Origin of the sequence: Arcticibacter svalbardensis MN12-7 (assembly GCF_000403135.1) — a bacterium.
GTDB lineage: Bacteria > Bacteroidota > Bacteroidia > Sphingobacteriales > Sphingobacteriaceae > Arcticibacter > Arcticibacter svalbardensis.
Genome location: NZ_AQPN01000096.1, coordinates 1 through 17,928 on the forward strand (window position 1 = coordinate 1; position 17,928 = coordinate 17,928).

General features: G+C 36.0%; 10 protein-coding genes. 9 read left to right on the plus strand and 1 reads right to left on the minus strand.

What is annotated here, in order from left to right:
• The first annotated feature begins 213 nt into the window (after nucleotides 1-213).
• Nucleotides 214-363 carry a transposase domain-containing protein gene (locus ADIARSV_RS12370; RefSeq protein WP_152439865.1) on the plus strand — a complete coding sequence of 50 codons (150 nt, stop codon included), beginning with the start codon at nucleotides 214-216 and terminating at the stop codon, nucleotides 361-363.
• A 298-nt stretch (nucleotides 364-661) separates the two neighbouring features.
• Here ADIARSV_RS12370 and ADIARSV_RS12375 read toward each other — a convergent pair whose 3' ends face one another.
• Entirely contained in the window at nucleotides 662-1,681 is a 1,020-nt protein-coding gene (locus tag ADIARSV_RS12375; protein WP_016195877.1) for a GntR family transcriptional regulator, read from the minus strand.
• A gap of 173 nt (nucleotides 1,682-1,854) precedes the next feature.
• On the opposite strand from ADIARSV_RS12375, the gene ADIARSV_RS12380 reads away from it, so the two are divergent.
• The 8 genes from ADIARSV_RS12380 (at nucleotide 1,855) to ADIARSV_RS12415 (ending at nucleotide 17,853) form a co-directional block, all read left to right on the plus strand.
• Nucleotides 1,855-4,992 carry a SusC/RagA family TonB-linked outer membrane protein gene (locus tag ADIARSV_RS12380; RefSeq protein ID WP_152439866.1) on the plus strand — a complete coding sequence of 1,046 codons (3,138 nt, stop codon included), beginning with the start codon at nucleotides 1,855-1,857 and terminating at the stop codon, nucleotides 4,990-4,992.
• Nucleotides 4,993-4,997: 5 nt separating this feature from the next.
• The gene (locus tag ADIARSV_RS12385; RefSeq protein ID WP_016195879.1) at nucleotides 4,998-6,974 is read left to right on the plus strand and encodes a RagB/SusD family nutrient uptake outer membrane protein; all 1,977 of its coding nucleotides are present in this window, start codon (nucleotides 4,998-5,000) and stop codon (nucleotides 6,972-6,974) included.
• Between the two features lie 10 nt (nucleotides 6,975-6,984).
• Nucleotides 6,985-8,859 (plus strand): glycoside hydrolase family 97 protein, encoded by a 1,875-nt coding sequence (locus tag ADIARSV_RS12390; RefSeq protein WP_052017016.1) that lies wholly within the window; start codon nucleotides 6,985-6,987, stop codon nucleotides 8,857-8,859.
• A 146-nt stretch (nucleotides 8,860-9,005) separates the two neighbouring features.
• Nucleotides 9,006-10,094, plus strand: a complete 1,089-nt coding sequence (locus ADIARSV_RS12395; protein ID WP_016195881.1) for a glycoside hydrolase family 88/105 protein — start codon at nucleotides 9,006-9,008, stop codon at nucleotides 10,092-10,094.
• Nucleotides 10,095-10,115: 21 nt separating this feature from the next.
• On the plus strand, nucleotides 10,116-11,003 hold the full coding sequence (locus ADIARSV_RS12400; RefSeq protein ID WP_016195882.1) for a DUF5017 domain-containing protein: 888 nt from the start codon (nucleotides 10,116-10,118) through the stop codon (nucleotides 11,001-11,003).
• Nucleotides 11,004-11,016: 13 nt separating this feature from the next.
• The gene (locus tag ADIARSV_RS12405) at nucleotides 11,017-13,626 is read left to right on the plus strand and encodes a glycerophosphoryl diester phosphodiesterase (RefSeq protein ID WP_016195883.1); all 2,610 of its coding nucleotides are present in this window, start codon (nucleotides 11,017-11,019) and stop codon (nucleotides 13,624-13,626) included.
• 132 nt (nucleotides 13,627-13,758) lie between these two features.
• Nucleotides 13,759-15,855, plus strand: a complete 2,097-nt coding sequence (locus tag ADIARSV_RS12410) for a beta-galactosidase (RefSeq protein ID WP_016195884.1) — start codon at nucleotides 13,759-13,761, stop codon at nucleotides 15,853-15,855.
• Nucleotides 15,856-15,921: 66 nt separating this feature from the next.
• On the plus strand, nucleotides 15,922-17,853 hold the full coding sequence (locus ADIARSV_RS12415) for an FAD-dependent oxidoreductase (protein ID WP_016195885.1): 1,932 nt from the start codon (nucleotides 15,922-15,924) through the stop codon (nucleotides 17,851-17,853).
• Nucleotides 17,854-17,928 lie beyond the last annotated feature (75 nt).

A 17,928-nucleotide genomic window follows, 5' to 3' on the forward strand; every position in this document is an offset into this window, starting at 1 on the left:
ATTGCTTTAATGATCGCTGTATTGCGGTCTTCGTTACAACAGCTATAATTATGTAAAGTGCTTTACTTCAAAACAAAGCCTAAGATTGGATTTTACCCTTTACTTTACATACCCCTCAGTTTTGCATAACCCAATTTATGTAAAGCTTTACATAAATTGGGCCGGCGTAACCACTTATTTAGCGTAACCCATGATACTGCCCAAAATGCGGCTATGGTATATTCGCTGTTTGCTACCTGTAAAAAACATGGTGTAGATCCTCAGAACTGGATAGCTGATGTGCTTTATAAAATCAATGACTCTGAATATGACGGGAAATATAGCGACCTCATGCCTCACCGCTGGAAGAATACACAGATCTAATCAATGAGAATTGGTGAGGGCGTAGCCCACATGCATACAAATTACTCGAAAAAAGTTTAAAGTATAATAATAACTGTTGGAAGTGAAAAAAGCTATCTTGAAGAAAACGAGATAGCTTTTTTTATATATAAATATTTTAAGCAAACAAGCCAAATAAAAGACGTATTCATTCTCGTCTAAAAAAAACTATAAATTTGTACAGGCTGAGTTATAGTTAATCCCATTTTATCAAAATGGAGTTTTAAGCTTTTTTCTTTCCTGAAATGAAGAACTAGGAAAGCAAATGTTATAATGTCGTTTATAATGAATTTCTTATGATAACCGTTGCGTAATCCCTCATCTTAACAATTTCCTTTTTAAGGATAGCTTTTGCTGCCTCTTCTCCCATTTTCTTAAAATCAGTACTAATTACGGTTATTCCGTTTTCAAGAACTTCTTTTACAGCGGTGTCGTTATAGGATATTAAGCCTATATCCTTGCCGAGTATCCAATTATTTTTTTTTGCAATCTTTATAACTGCAACATCATCTTGATCGTACCTGCTGAATGTTATATAAGCATCCCCTTTTTTTGAGTTTTTCTCGTCGAGTGAATGGAGAATTTTATGCTTTTTCGAGGTGTTCTTGACAAATGTTTCGAATCCTTCGATTATAGCTTGTGAATGAAAAGCTTCGAGAGGAGCTATTAAAACCAATCTTTTGTATTTTTCTAATTGTGGTAAAAGTTGTGTTAGAGAATCAATTATATCTGATCTATAATCCTGATAAATACAAGTATAATCACCACTTAAATGCTTTTCCTCGAAATCTAAAATGATGCGTTTTCTTGGAGGAATTTGGTTAAGTATTACGGAAGGGTCTTCTCTGAAAAAAGTGACAATCACAAAATGAGTGTAATTATTTAAATTTTCTTCAATAAGTTTTTCAAAAACTTTAAAATTATGATGATGAAAATATACATCCACTTCACCATTATCTTTTATAGTTTCTAAAAAAGACTGGTACACCCTGTCTCTTAAAATATTCATCTTATCCAAAATGAGACAGATACGATAGGGAGAATGCTGTGTTTTCTTCTTTACATAATAGCCTTTTCGATATTCTGATTCAATAATGCCTTTTTCTGAAAGATAATTTAAACCTTTTAAAGCAGTCTCCTTACTGATAGTTAGCGTTTCAATTAATTGGTTTAATGAAGGCAGTCGGTCGTTGATTTTAAGTTTATTCGTCTCAATTAGTTTTGTAATATAATCCGCTAATTGCAGATATTTCATCCTATGCGTTTCGCTATTGTTCTTTTTAAATTTTATTATAGGCATTTTAAATGGATTGAAATGGTGTTATAAAACAGTATTAATGACGCAAATTTGAGTATAATTAACTCATTTTAATTAAAAGTATCAAAAAAATAAAAGATTATTAGATAATGATTTTAATTCCTATATTTGATTTAGTAAACCAAACCAAACCAAACCAATTAAACGAAATAATTATGAATAGGATTTTACGTTGTTTTTGCTTGCTGATTTATTTGGGCGTTCCAGGTGTGATATATGCACAAAAAACAGTGATTAAAGGGAAGATTGTGGCAGAAAATGACTTGTTGCCTTTGCCAGGTGCAACTGTTTCTGTTAAAAATAAGCCTATTAATGCAATAGCGGATGTTGATGGTAATTTTACCATAACGACCACTTCGCCTCTAGATGTGTTGCAAATACGTTTTGTAGGTTTTATTTCCCAAGAAATCTCCATTCAAGGAAAAAAGCAGATTACAGTTATTTTGGCAAATAATCAAACAATTTTAGACCAGGTTGTTGTTATAGGTTATGGGTCAGAAAAACGCTCTGACTTAACTGGCGCTATAGGATCAGTTAACGTTGAAGATTTTAAAAAAGCATCTGTCTCTTCAGTGGAAGAGGCCTTGGCAGGAAGAGTGGCAGGTGTACAGGTCAACGCTGCAGATGGTCAACCAGGATCTCCCCTAAACATTATAATAAGAGGGGTAAGTTCATTAACTCAAGAAACTTCACCACTTTATGTAATTGATGGGTTTCCCGTTGAGGATTTTAATAACAACTTACTTAATCCGGCTGATATTGAATCTATTGAAGTGTTAAAAGATGCTTCTGCTACAGCTATATATGGTTCAAGAGGGGGTAATGGAGTTATTATTGTCACTACAAAAAAGGGGGCAGCTGGACTTCCTAAAATTTCGTATGATTTCTATACGGGTTTTCAAAACGAGGTAAAGCGTTATGAGCTGATGAACGCCTATGAGTTTGTGAAATACCAAATAGAATTAAACCCGGCGACAACAAGATACACAACTGATATAGGTAAAACATTGGATGCTTATAAAGATGTTCAAGGAATAGATTGGCAAGATGAGGCAATGCAAATGGGGAAACTACAGAGCCATTCGCTATCTTTAAGTGGCGGAGATAAAAATACTAAATATGTGGTTTCCGGATCGTATTTTGACCAGAAGGGACTTTTATTAAATAGTGGTTTCAAACGTTACCAAGGCAGAATCGTATTGGATCAAACGGTTAACAAGAACCTTAAAGTTGGAGTTAATCTTAATATGGCGAGTACAGAGAAGTTTGGTGCGGTAGCTAATTCATCTGGAGACAATGGGAGCTCAACTTTAAATGTGATGTATAGCATTTGGGGATATAGGCCTGTAGCTGGTGGAAGTGAAGAAAACGAGGATATCCTTCTCGAGGATCCCACAGATCCTGATGTGAATGCTGCAAGCGATTATAGATTCAATCCTGTACTTTCTTTAAAAAATGAATATAATCTGGCCTTTAATAATTCTTTATTAGGAAATGCCTATGCAGAATATAAATTCTCTAAAAATTTAACATTACGGTCTACAATGGGTATCACAAAGGGATGGTACAAACAAGAGATATTTAACAATACCAATACAAGAGATGGAAGCCCATCCACACCTCAGGGAGCGAACGGAATGAATGGCTCTTTTGTCCACAGTGAATCTCTTAATTTTCTGAATGAAAATACCATCACTTATAAAAAAACAATAAAAAAACACAGTTTAAATCTTTTGGCAGGATATACTTTCCAGAAATATAAAGCCGCTGTAGATGGATTCTCTGCTAATCAAGTTCCTAATGCTGATTTAGGTAACTCTGGTTTAGATGAAGGTGTTCCAGATAGGATTAGAGCTTCATCTACATTAAACGGACTTGAATCTTATTTAACTAGAATTAGCTATAATTATAACTTTAAGTATTATCTAACGGCATCTTTCAGAGGCGATGGTTCATCTAAGTTTTCTAAAGGTAATAAATGGGCTTATTTTCCTTCAACGTCATTTGCTTGGAGGATATCTAAAGAAAATTTCTTTAAGCCATATTTGAAAATTATTGAAGATGCCAAATTAAGAATTGGATACGGAAGTACCGGTAATAATAGAGTTTCGGATTTCGCTTATCGAAGCAGCTTGTTTGTAAGTGGCTATGGTTATGGATTTAATAATGGTGCCATTCCAGCTACCTATCCTCAAGCTTTGGGTAATTATGATATTAAATGGGAAAGTAGTAACATGTTGAATGCTGGCTTTGATCTTTCTTTTCTTAATGGTAAAATTAACTTAACAGCTGACGTTTATAAAAAGAACACTACAGATCTTTTGCTAAATGCCTCTCTTAATCCCTCTTCGGGTTACAGCAATGCTTTTAAGAATATAGGTGAAATTTCCAACGAGGGAGTGGAGCTTACGTTAAACACAGTTAATATAAAAAAGAAGGATTTCTCATGGACTTCAAATTTTAATATATCGTTTAATAAAAATCGTGTAGTTTCCTTAAATGAAGATCAAGCTGCACTTCTTACCAGCGTAGGATGGAGTTCAAACTATAATAACACTACTCCTTATATAGCAAAACCGGGTAAGTCCGTAGCACTGTTTTATGGATTTATTTTTGATGGAATCTACCAATATGAAGATTTTAATAACACTTCTTCTGGGGGCTATCAGTTAAAAGATGGGATTCCGAACAATGGGGCTGCCGCTAGTACAATTCAACCAGGTGATATTAAATATAAAGATATCAATGGAGATGGCCTCGTAAATTCAGATGATCGAACGATAATTGGAGACCCAAATCCAATACATATTGGTGGTTTTTCAAATAATTTCACTTATAAAGGATTCGATTTAAATGTTTTTTTACAATGGTCATACGGCAACGAAATATTAAATGCCAACCGTTTAGAATTTGAAGGTGGAAGTGCCAGAACCAGTTTAAACCAATTTGCAACTTTTCAAGATAGATGGACACCTACAAACCCAAGTAATGAGTATTTCAGAGCTAGGGGGCAAGGTCCAAGTGTGTATTCATCTAAAATTGTTGAAGATGGCTCTTATTTAAGACTTAAAACCGTGGCCTTGGGGTATATTATTCCAGATAAGCTTAGTAAAAGGCTAAAAATGAGCAGACTTAGAATTTATGCTTCTATGCAAAATATAGCTACTTGGACAAATTATAGCGGTATAGATCCCGATGTTTCTGTTAGGGCAAGTGCACTAACACCGGGCTTTGATTGGTCTGCTTATCCATCAGCTAAGACATTTACTTTTGGTTTAAATCTTAATTTTTAATCACGATGAAGAATATTTTAAAAATCACTATATTAATTTTTGCATTATTTGGTATGAGTGCCTGCAATGATGTGTTGAATACAAAACCGTCGGATTTTGTCTCGCCAGAAGACTATTATAATAACGAAGGTGAATTAAATACTGCTTTATCTGGTGTGTATAGAATGCTTGCTACGGGGCCAATATATGGCTCATACCAATTTACATTAAATTCAATTAGTGACGAGTTCTTTTATGTAAACCGAACAACTGGTCCACAAGTACTAACCATTGATGCTTCAACTGCGTTTATCAGCCAATTCTGGACCGCCTGTTATCAGGGAATTGAACGTTCAAATCTTTTGCTGGAAAATATAAATAAACCAGTAATGAATGAAGATAAACGCAAAATCATAAAAGGAGAGGCCTTATTTTTGAGAGCTTATTTCCATTTCTTGTTGGTTGATCACTTTGGGGAAGTTCCATTAAGGTTAAGTACTACTAAATCACCATTAAATACGTCTATTATTCGCTCTTCTATTAGTGATGTTTATACACAAATTGTGAAGGATATGAAGGAAGCGGAAACTTTGGTAGCTCCAATTTCTGCATACACTTATAATGGGCATGTTACTAAAACTGCGGTACAAGGTATTTTGGCTAAAGTCTTTTTAACAATGGCTGGTAGTCCTTTAAATGATGCTACAAAATATGCCGATGCAAGAGATTACGCTCTTTTGGTTATAAACTCGGGCTTGCATACTCTTAATCCTAGTTATCAACAAATATTTATTAATCATTCAAAGAATATATACGACACTAAAGAATGTATTTGGGAAATTGAGTTCTCTGGAAATAATACAGGTATTGTACAGTCTGCCGGAAAGTTGGGGATAGTTAATGGGATTTTAAGTTTATCCATTGATTACCCAGGTTTTTCTTACGGAGAAATCAATACCACGAAAAGATTATATGATTTTTATACACCCGGAGACCTTCGTCGTGATTGGTCAATATCAAATGTAAGGTATAGTGCTGCATCTGGTGACCGTGTTGCTGTTGAAAAACCTGTTACCAGTAGCACTATTTATGACCGACAAATTGGTAAATGGAGAAGGAAATATGAGCCAGAACCTCGTAATCAAAACTTTAACTCTACAAATTTTCCGGTTTTACGTTATGCCGATGTTTTGTTAATGTATGCTGAAGCAGAATATTATACAAATGGTCCAGATGGCGCATATGATGCTATAAACCAAGTAAGAAGAAGGGCTTTCGGCTTTGATCCTAATACTCCAATTACTTCTACTTCTGTAGTTGATAAAATCACTTTATCAGGGACAGGTAATACTGGATATCTATCTTCTGTGGGAGAACTACCAGTTACTTTCTCAGGAGGTAACGGACTTGATGCATCTGGTATTGCCCTTGTAGGAACCAATGGTAAAGTCAGCAGTATTACTTTACAATATGGGGGTAAGGGATATACATCAATTCCTACTGTAATTATTGGTAACGCGTGGGCATCAAATACTACCTATACTACAGGGACACAGGTTTATAATGGTAATAATTTATATACCATAACCGTTGCTGGCAGGTCAACTTCTACAGCACCAACAAATACTTCAGGTTCAACAACGCAAGCTACAACAGGAGCGGTATTTACTTATGCTGGTGCAAGAGCGCAAGGAACGGCTACAATAGCAACATCAGTTATTGATCTAGCTAATTTAGGCCCGGGCGATTTCATTAAAGCCCTTAAAGAAGAGCGAGCTCGTGAACTTGCATTTGAAGGAGCTAGAGCTCATGATTTAAAACGTTGGGGTGATTATGTGACAAATATGCAATCGCTTAATACAGAAATTTCAGCTAACGCTCCTACAGCCTATAAATACGCAGCAGCAACGGGAGCCAATGTTACTTCAAGAAATGTGTTTTTTCCAATACCAGCTAATGAACTCTCAATAAATAATTTAGCCAAGCAAAATTTAGGTTGGTAACCTGTTTGATATGAGATACTGTTTTTTATTTTTAATTGTCTTTTTAGAAGTTAACCTTTCAACTGCGAAGGAGAAATTTTCTATGCATAGTCCTAACGGAATTGTTAGTGCTAAGCTATATGCGGGAAAAGGTGGTCTTAAATATTGTGTAAAAGCAGAAAAAATAGAATTGATTGAACCATCTGCATTAGGGATAATTATAAATGACAAAATTTTTGGGAAAGCAGTCAATCATATCAAGCTCATAAGTAAAACAACCATAGATGAAAAATACTCGCTAAGAGGCAAGAAATCAGAAGCTTCGAATAAATGTACGGTTTATACCTTCGAAATTACAGAAGGAGCTTTAAAGTACGACATTGAGTTTAAATTATTTGATGACGGTTGTGCTTTCAGATATTTGGTAAAGACAGTTGCAAAGCCATCTCGAATCCGCGAAGAATTAACAACTTTTACATTAACTCCTAAAACTAAAGTGTGGTATTTTGAACGCAATAGTGTCTGGAAATTACGTTCGTATGCAGGTGTATGGCAACGTACAGCAATAGATAGTTTGCCAATTATATCAATTCAAGGTCCAATTCAAGGCAAGCCGTTAATTGTGGAGCTTGAGGATGGTGGTTACGTAATGCTCACAGAAGCGGCGCTGTATAACTACAGTGGGATGAGATTTAAAGCATTGGGCAAACGAGAGCTTAAAGTGAATTTCACAGAAGAGGAAAATGGATTTACCATTAATGGAGATGTAATTACACCATGGCGTGTTGTCGGTTATGCAAAGGACCTGAATGCTTTAGTGAATACGGATATTATTACTAATCTAAACCCATCGCCAGACCTTAAATTATATGCTGACACAGAATATATTAAGCCAGGAAGGTCAGTTTGGAGTTGGCTCACCCAACACACCCAGAAGAACTACATGTTGCCAGATTCCGAAAAGCGATTTATTGATGATGCCCATGAATTAGGATTTGAATATACCATGATTGATGAAGGGTGGGAAAGTAAATGGAACAATAAATGGGTTCAGCTTCAAGAACTTTGCAAATATGGCGCTGATAGAAATGTTGGTGTATGGATTTGGAAGCATTCAAGAGATCTTAGAAAACCATCTGTTAGAGACGCTTTTCTGGATAGTGTAAAGGCTGAGGGCGCAGTTGGCGTTAAAACAGATTTCATGAATAGTGAAGCCAAAGAACTAATTGATTTTGAAATAGGGTTTTTAAAGGCTTGTGCGAAAAGAGAGTTAATGGTGAATTTTCATGGTTGCCATACTTCAACTGGCGAAAGCCGAACTTATCCAAATGAATTGACAAGAGAAGGTGTGCGTGGCATGGAGTTAAATATAATGAACGAACCTATTCCGGCTTCTCATAATGCAGCTTTGCCCTTTACTAGATTTGTAACAGGACACGGAGATTATACCCCCGGATTGTTCAGCAATAGAGCAAACACTACCTACGCTCATCAATTGGCTATGTTTTATCTGTTAGAATCCTCATTCCAATGTTTGGCAGATAATCCTGAATACCTATCTGAAGCTAAGCTAGAGATAGCTGTTAAAATGTTAAAGAATCTTCCGGTTACATGGGACGAAACAATTGTTTTGCCCGATAGTAAAATTGGGGTTTTGGCGGCTATAGCAAGAAGAAAAGGTGATGTTTGGTATGTGGCAGTTATAAACGGAACTGATGAAAAATATACCTATAATTTAGCACTCTCCTTTTTGAAAAAGGGAATTAATTACTCGGCCACGTACGTTACGGATAATACAAATGAGTCTTTGCATGAGCGAACAGCCGTTTTAGACAAAAGCTCAAAATCTGTGAATGAACTGTTACCCACAGGAGGACTTTTGATGACCATTAAGCCTGTTAATTAGTAGCTATGAAATTAATTATAAATATGTTGTTTTTTATATTTAGAACATCTCCATATCATATAGTGAGGAAGGTATTTCAAAAATTTAGGTTAATAAGGAAATTGCCTTTGGCTTTTTTAGTACTAGGGTGTATAAGCTCTAGTATAGTGAAAGCAAATCATAAAGCAGACTCTGTATATCAGCTTGTGGAAAAAGTGGCCAATTGGCAGTTGAATAACTGGAAAGAAGGTGGAATAAAACGTGATAAATGGAACTGGACAAATGCTGTGTGCTATACTGGTTTTATGGAATTTAGCAAAATAGCCCGAAGTCCTAAATATATATCATCTATGTATGATATAGGAAATAGTATAAACTGGAGAACTGGTTTAAACAGGACGTTTGCAGATGATTATTGCGTAGGTCAGCTTTATTCACAATTGTATCTAAATTATCCTGATCCAAAAATTATTGAAAACTTTAAATTTCAGGTAGATAGTATAGCTAATCTACCCTTAAATGAGTCTTTAGAGTGGAAAAATAAAATACAGTTAAGGGAGTGGGCATGGTGTGATGCTTTGTTTATGGGGCCACCAGCATTTGCCTATTTGTCAACGGCTACAGGCAATAAGCAATATCTTGATTTAGCAGATAAGCTTTGGTGGAAAACTACAGCCTATCTTTATAATAGGGATGAACATCTTTTTTATCGTGATAGTCGCTTCTTTGGGCAACTTGAGAAAAATGGAGAAAAAGTATTTTGGGCTAGAGGCAACGGATGGGTATTGGCAGGTTTAGTGCGGATGTTGGAGAATATGCCAGAAAACTATCCGTCAAAATCTAAGTATATAAAGCTTTATAAAGAAATAGCTAAAAAGCTTGTTGCAATTCAGCATGAGGATGGTACATGGCATACATCTTTACTTGATCAGGAAGCCTATCCTTCAAAAGAGACCAGCGGTACTGCATTGATATGTTACGGTATAACATGGGGAATCAACAATGGACTTATAAAAAAGAAAGATTACTACCCTACAGTAGAAAAAGCTTGGAAGGCATTGGCTAGTGCAGTACATTCTGATGGGAAATTGGGTTACGTTCAAGAGGTTAATGAAAAACCAGGTACTGTTGGTTACGAAAGCACAGAGGTATATGGGGTAGGAGCATTTTTACTAGCTGGAACCCAACTTTACCAATTGGAACAGACAGTTGAAGTTACTCCACGACAAAACAAAGAAAAGTTTTATAAAATTTAATCAGTAATAAAATCAATCACTATGTATTTTAAATTGTACGTTACTAGTTTGCTGTCAGTTGCATTGTTGGCAAGTTGCTCTAAGGATAAGGTTTCCTCCCCAGATTTTAAGGTGAGTACAAAAACTACAACCGTCAAAGTAGGAGACGAAGTCTCATTTAAGTTTTCTGGTGATCCGGATAATATTACATTCTATTCTGGGATGGAAGGTTTTCGTTATGACAGTATTGGAAAAGCTGTGGCTCAATATGGCTCGCCTTCATTAGAGTTTTATTCAGCAACAAGAGTTGGTCCAGGTAGCATTAAATTATTGATGAGTTCAGATTTAACAGATCTTTCATCACAAAATATTGGGTCTATTAACTGGATTGACATAAGCGATAGAGCAAATTTTGCTGTAATTGCATTATTATCATCTTCTGGAAAGATTGATTTATCGGACTTAGTTGTGCCAAATAAGCCAGTTAGGTTTGCGTTTAAATTTGATGGTCCTTCTAGTTCCACCACCTTGCCGCCAGTTTGGACTATCGGCCAATTCAATTTATACACCACTTTTTTAAGTGGGAATACAACTACGCTTCAAACATTAGGAAGCCTTCAATGGTCTGTTTTTGATGTGAAAAATCAAAATGCAAAATGGATAGTTACAACAACCTTGAGAATTGATGCAGGAGCAAGGAATGAACCCGACAATGAAGACTGGGTGGTAAGTAATAGCATTGACCTTATGGCTAAAATAGATGCTTATGAATTTGGTGTACCTCTCAAAAATATCACTACAAAACTTACTGAGTACAACTACAAATACACTAAGCCTGGGATTTATAAAGCAACTTTCGTGGGAGCCAATACTACATTAAACGGCAGTAAAGAACTTGCTAAAACGCTTACAATTACGGTGACGCCTTAAAACTTTAAAAAATATGGTGAGTTCTTTCGGAAAAGTGTTATTGTTAGGTATGGTCATGTTTTTGTTTTCTGGATGGAAATATAAAAATACAAAGCCTGAAGTTTTTACTCTTAAAAATTCTATCCTTAACCTTACTTGGTCTAAAGACAATAAAGGTTGGAAATTATCTAAACTAAAAATTAAGGTGGACGGTGAGTGGAAAACTTTGACCTCTTCTGATGCCGAGTATTTGGTGCTTTATAATGCTACAAAGCCCGATACAGCTCCCTTGCCTATTTATGATACAGCTGGAAGTAAAATTGATTTTCCTGAACCAGTGTATAAATTTGTAACCGGTGTTTGGAAAGAGATTACCAGTCCTGTTCAGATGAATGAAGCTGGAGAGCCAGACTACTTTTATCCTAAAAAAGCTAAAATGGATTCAGACGGAACCTTGGTTTTTTCTTCGGAAACTTCTAAATCTGTGATTCAATCTGCATGGTCAATGGATAAGAATTATTCGTCTGATATTAATGTAGTAATATCGCTAACAGCTAAAGCTGATGGATATTATTCCATAGCAAGTCCAGCAATAACTACAGTATCGGAAGATCAACTTAGTTGGGGTGTTATACCTGGGCATTTTCAAGGAGCTACCATAGAAAAAGATTTTGTTAAAGCATTTGTTTATGGACAGGGAATACCTGATCGGCCTTTATTGGTTAGAGAGCGTACTGCAAGTACACTTTCTCCCTGTGTTACAAATAAAGATGGGATTACAATAGCCGTAATTCCAGAACCTGGTACAGGGCGCAACCCTTGGACAGGAGATCAAAATACACATAGCGATTGGGAACTAGGCATGTCATTAATGAATAGAAAGCATAAAATTACGCCTACAATTTACCATCCGGTATTGGGAGAGAAAGGTTCGTATTTAAAAGCTGGAGAAACGAGAGTTTTCAAATTTCGGTATTCAATAACCACTGGTGATTGGTTTACAGCTACCAAGCATGCTTCTCAGGATATTTATAAATTTGCTGATTTCCTAAAATTAAAGAAAGCAGCTCAATCGCTTACAGATCGTGTATTAGCAATGCATAAGTATGTGGTAAACGATACTACATCCATGTGGCGAACAGAGCAATTCAACTCAACTACTATTGGTGCTCAGGCTTACCTAGGCGGAGTTGTTGGCTCCGTTAAAGATGCCATGAAAAATTCTGATTATGGTGCAATGTGGATGCTTGCAACAGTAATGGATGATTCGATTTTAAAAACAACAAGGTTGCCTTACGCCAGAAATTTTAAGTTGGAACAGCAACAAATATCAGATGGTTTTTTTAAAGGAGCGGTGATTGGGCAGTATTATTTATCCAAAAGCAAAAAGTTCACTGAAGAATACGGACCGTATGTTGAGCCAATTGGTTTGACTTATTATAATTTGATAGATATAGGGAACATATTACTCTTTGATCCAGAAGATTCTGTATTGAAATCTCGCTTTATCGCTGGTGCTGATAAACTTTTGGAATGGCAAAATAATGAAGGTAAATGGCAAGTAGCTTATGACAGAGAAACTACTAAACCACTTTTTACAGAATTGGAAGATTTAAGACCTACATTTTATGGTTTAGTCGTAGCTTACAGGATTTTGAAGGATGAGAAATACCTTATTGGCGCTCGCAAAGGAGCAGATTGGTACATCAAGAATGCTATTAACAAAGGACACTTTTTAGGTGTTTGTGGAGATACTCGTTTTGTTCCTGATTTTGCAACTGTACAGAGCGCACAGGCTTTACTTGATTTGTATGATGTAACAAAAGATAAAACTTATCAGGATGCAGCAATTAAGGCTGCGCAGTTTTATACCACATCTATTTATACGCATCCTATCCCAAACCGCGAAATAAAAACTGTAAACGGCGTGAAACGTGAAGATTGGGAAATAAGTCAGGTTGGGCTTAGTTTCGAACACGGTGGAGCTGTTGGTAGTGCCAATACTTTAGGCCCTATATTGTTAGCCAGCCATGCAGGATTATTTGTTCGAATTTATCAGTTGACTAAAGATTCCATATACTTAAATATGGCCAGAGCAGCAGTGCTAGGAAGAGATGCTTTTGTTGACGATAAAACAAAAGTTGCATCTTATTATTGGAAAGCGATGAATGCAGGGCCTGGAGAATATCCTCACCACGCTTGGTGGCAGATTGGCTGGATTACGGATTATCTCTTGTCTGAAGTAGAAATGCATTCCAACGGAAAAATTACTTTTCCTCGTGGATTTATGACGCCTAAGGTAGGTCCTCACGAAGCTTATGGATTTGCACCTGGCAGTGTCTATGGCAGACAGGCAAAGTTAGTTTTAAAAGAAGGAATGCTTAAAAGTAAAAGTCCTTATTTAGATTATATTGGGGCTGTAAGTACTGACTCTAAGGCGATTTACTTTATTTTACTTAATGACAGTTCTGAGCCTTTGAAAACAACAATCGATTTGGACGTTGAGAAAATAATATCCACAAAAAAAGTAAATAATTTGATGTGGCTAAGCCCTGAAGGTAAGGGCATAGAATCAATTGGAAATAGCCTAAATATAGACGTATCATTACCCGCTTATGGTTTAAAAGTTCTGAGGGTCGAATAGGGAATTCTCTTAAAAATGTTTAACAATAGTAGTTAAAAAATTGGTAGAGTTGGTAAGGGATATATTGTATTAATAAAATAAGTAAACGAACCATTTTTTGGATTTTATCAAAAATAGATTATTAAAATTACTATGAATTACAGAAGAATACATATCAATGTAATAGCCATTATGGTTATTGGGCTTTTATGTCATTTTAATAATAGCTGGTCGCAAACTTCGAATCGATTTTTCAAAGAAAGCGATCCTATGCGCTTTGGCGTTTACTACTATCCTGAGCAATGGCCAGAAGAAGATTGGGAAAAGGATATAAGTAAAATTGCAAGTTTGGGCTTTGATTTTACCCATTTTGGTGAATTTGCATGGTCCAAAATGGAACCAGAAGAAGGAAAATATGATTATTCATGGCTGGATAAAGCTATAGCTCTTGCTGCAAGGAATAATTTAAAAATTATCTTATGCACTCCTACAGCTACACCACCGGTGTGGTTAACAAATAAATATCCTGAAATTTTAATGGTAAATGCCAAAGGAACAACCATACAACATGGTGCTCGGCAGCAGGGTTCATGGTCTAGTGTAAAATACAGGGAATATATCCAAAAAATTGTTGAACAGCTAGCTAAAAGGTATGCTAATAACCCGACTGTTTTGGGGTGGCAAATAGACAATGAGCCATCTCATTATAGCTTGGGATACGATTATAACGCTAGTGCTCAGAGCAACTACAAGACATGGCTCAAAAAAAAGTATGGATCTATTGATACATTAAATGCTGTTTGGGGTAATGCGTTTTGGAGTCATACCTATAATAATTTTGATCAAATTAGAATTCCAAATCAAAATGAAATTATTCAAAAACCAATTACAAATGCCCTATTAGATTTTAAGCGATTTACAGCCGATGAGCTTGCGGACTTCATCCATTTTCAGCAGAAGATTTTACGACAGTACATTTCTCCTAATCAATGGATTACAACAAATATTACGGAAGAGCGCGCCTCTGTAGATCCACAGAGAATGGGCTTCCTAGATGTTTTGAGTTATACTAAATACATGGTTGCAGGAACATCGATGGGAATAGGTAAGCTTGGTTTTAGGATAGGTTCTCCAACTAGTATTGGTTATGGAAATGATTTTATTCGTCCCATTACGGGTAATGTAGGTGTAATGGAATTACAACCTGGACAGGTAAATTGGGGAAAGTATAACCCACAACCCTTGCCTGGCGCAATAAGACTTTGGATGTATGATATTTGGTCTGGTGGGAATAAGTTTTTATGTACTTATAGATTTAGACAGCCATTATCAGGTATCGAACAATATCATGGAGGTATAATTAATACAGATGGTAATTCGCTGAGCAGAGGAGGTAGAGAATTCGTAGATGCTATGAATGAAATTAAAGCTATAGAGAAATTACACCCAGTTAATAAGGGTACACCTGCAAAGGTCGGTTTACTTTATAGTGTGGATAGCCGATGGGAAACAGATAATCAACCACAAACAGAAGAATGGAGTTACATAAGCCATCATTTGAAATACTATAAAGTTTTAAATGAACTGGGTGTGTCAGTTGATGTTATTGATGAGAATGTGGAATTTTCAAAATATTCAACCTTAGTTGTTACTGCTTTTCAACTAACTGATAAATCCTTGATTGAAAGATGGAAACAATATGCTGAACAGGGTGGGCAGTTAGTAATAACTTGCCGTACCGCTCAAAAAGACCGTGAAGCACATCTATGGAAAGGAAAGCTCTCTAGCCCAATATACGATCTTATTGGAGCCACAGATATGTATTTTGACCATTTGCCGCCTACATATGAAGGTTTGATATCTTATAAAGAGAAAAACTTCACATGGAATAATTGGGCAGATATACTAACTCCAAACACGCTTACTGAAGTTTGGGCTTCCTATGCTGACCAGTTTTACAAAGGTAAAGCAGCAGTGCTGCATAAAAAGACAGGAGTAGGTTCAGTAACCTATATCGGGCCTGATACAGATTCAGGAGATTTGGAAAAGGCAGTTTTAAAAGAAGTATTTCAGCAAGCGAAAATTCCATTTATAGAATTACCAGAAGGGGTTATTGTTCGTGATTATAGAGGACTAAAAATAGGGTTGAATTATTCTTCTTCCGAATTAACTCTTCCTTTGAAAACAAAATCTTCAATTATTTCAGGTCAACAGAATATAAAACCTGCAGGTGTTTTAATATGGAAATAGGCAAAGTGAAATCATAAATAATCCAATTAAAAAACTTGAACTATTAATACTAATAAATATTTTCCAATGCAAACAGTAAAAACTTTTATACGGATTTTCAATATATTATTATTGATTATTTTGTTATCAACTAAGCAATCAAACGCGCAAAACTCAACATTAAAATCCGCTGACCAAAAAGAGGATTTTATAAATAGTACTCATTTTGATCTCGTTATTGTTGGAGGAAATCCAGGCGGTATCATGGCGGCAATAGCTGCAGCTAGAATGGGTAAATCATCTGTGATTCTAGAGCGCACAGAACATATAGGTGGCCTCCCTGCCAATGGCTTGGGAGCGACTGATATTGCTACTAGAGGTGCTACAACTGGTCTTTTTAAAGAGTTTACACAAAATGTAAAACAATATTATGTAAATAAGTATGGTAAGGATTCGGAGCAAGTTAAGCTTTGCAGTGACGGATATCACTTTGAGCCTTCTGTAGCAGAAGTTGTTTTTGGAAAAATGCTTATGGAGTTTAAGGAGAAAATAACGATTCTCAAAATGAGGCAGTTTGATGCGGAACCTAAAAATGTGAAAATCCAAAACAACAAAATTGTAAAGATATTGGTGACTAATCGTAACAATAGCAGTAAAGAAACATACGAGGGAAAAGTCTTTATTGATGCTACCTATGAGGGTGATCTCTCAGCTGCGGCAAATGTACCTTTTAGAGTTGGAAGAGAAGGCAAAAATGAGTTTAATGAAGTTGGAGCTGGTAGAGTCTATAAATACTGGGATGGGCCTGAAGGAGAAGGTACTACAAATCAAGCTGATAATGCTATTCAAGCCTATAATTATAGACTCTGTTTAACGGATAATCCATCAAACAGGTTAATGGTAACACGACCTGCCTCTTATAATGCTAAAGAATACCAATCGTTAGTTGATGATGTTTGGAGTGGGAGACACACTGGAGCTGAAATGCAGTTTGTAACTCAGAAAATGCAAGATGAAAATCGTAGACGATTATTGCGTGGTGATACTACAACAATTCCGGGAGATCCTTGGGGTATTGCTAAGATAACAAACAGAGTTTTTCTACCTAATCAAAAAACGGATGCGAATAACCAGCATTTGGCTTTTATTTCAACTGATTTACCTGAAGAAAACTGGCCATGGCCTACATTAAGTTGGGTTTGGAGAGATAAATTTGCTGAACGTTTAAAAAACTATACGCTTGGGTTAATCTATTTTGCACAAAATAATTCTGCTTTACCGGCTAGTTTTCGTAAGGCAGCTTCCGAGTGGGGGCTTGCAAAGGATGAATATGTTGATAATGAAAATTTTCCAAGACAGGTATATGTCAGAGAAGGTCGTAGAATGGAAGGGCTATATTTTTTCACAGCACAAGATGCAACACCTGTAATTTCTGGTAAGCGCCCTCCGCTTCACTCCAGTAGCGTGACTTCTAGCCATTATGCTCTAGATTCTCATGCTGTGAGAAAACGTGAAGAAGGTAAAATTCATTTGGATGGTTTTATCAGTTATCCTTCTGATGTATACACTGTACCATACGAAGTGATGATATCCAAAGAAGTGGATAATCTAATATTTCCTGTGCCTTTATCCGGAAGTCATATCGGTTTTTCCACATTAAGAATGGAACCATGTTGGATGGCTTTAGGTCAGGCTGCTGGTATTGCTTCTGCAATAGCTATTGAAGAACATTTAAAAGTAAGAAATATTGATCGGGTTAAATTGCAAGATGATCTTTTGAACCAGGGAGCGACTTTAATTTACTTTAAAGACGTTGTTCCATCAGACCCAGACTTCATAATGGTTCAAAAAATGGGATTACTGGGTTATCTGCCAAATTGGAACGCTAATCTTAACGACTTTATAAATGCTGAAACAATCCAGCTTTGGGAAAGCGTATCGGGGAAAAAGTTGGAATACTTGCAGGGGAAAACGTTGAGAAAAGATTTACTGTCTGAAATATATAAAGGGTTAAATTGATGGGAATTAAATAATCCTTTTAAGATAAACATTATAAAGTAGGTTAGGCAAAAGGATATTTATTATTCTATAGGA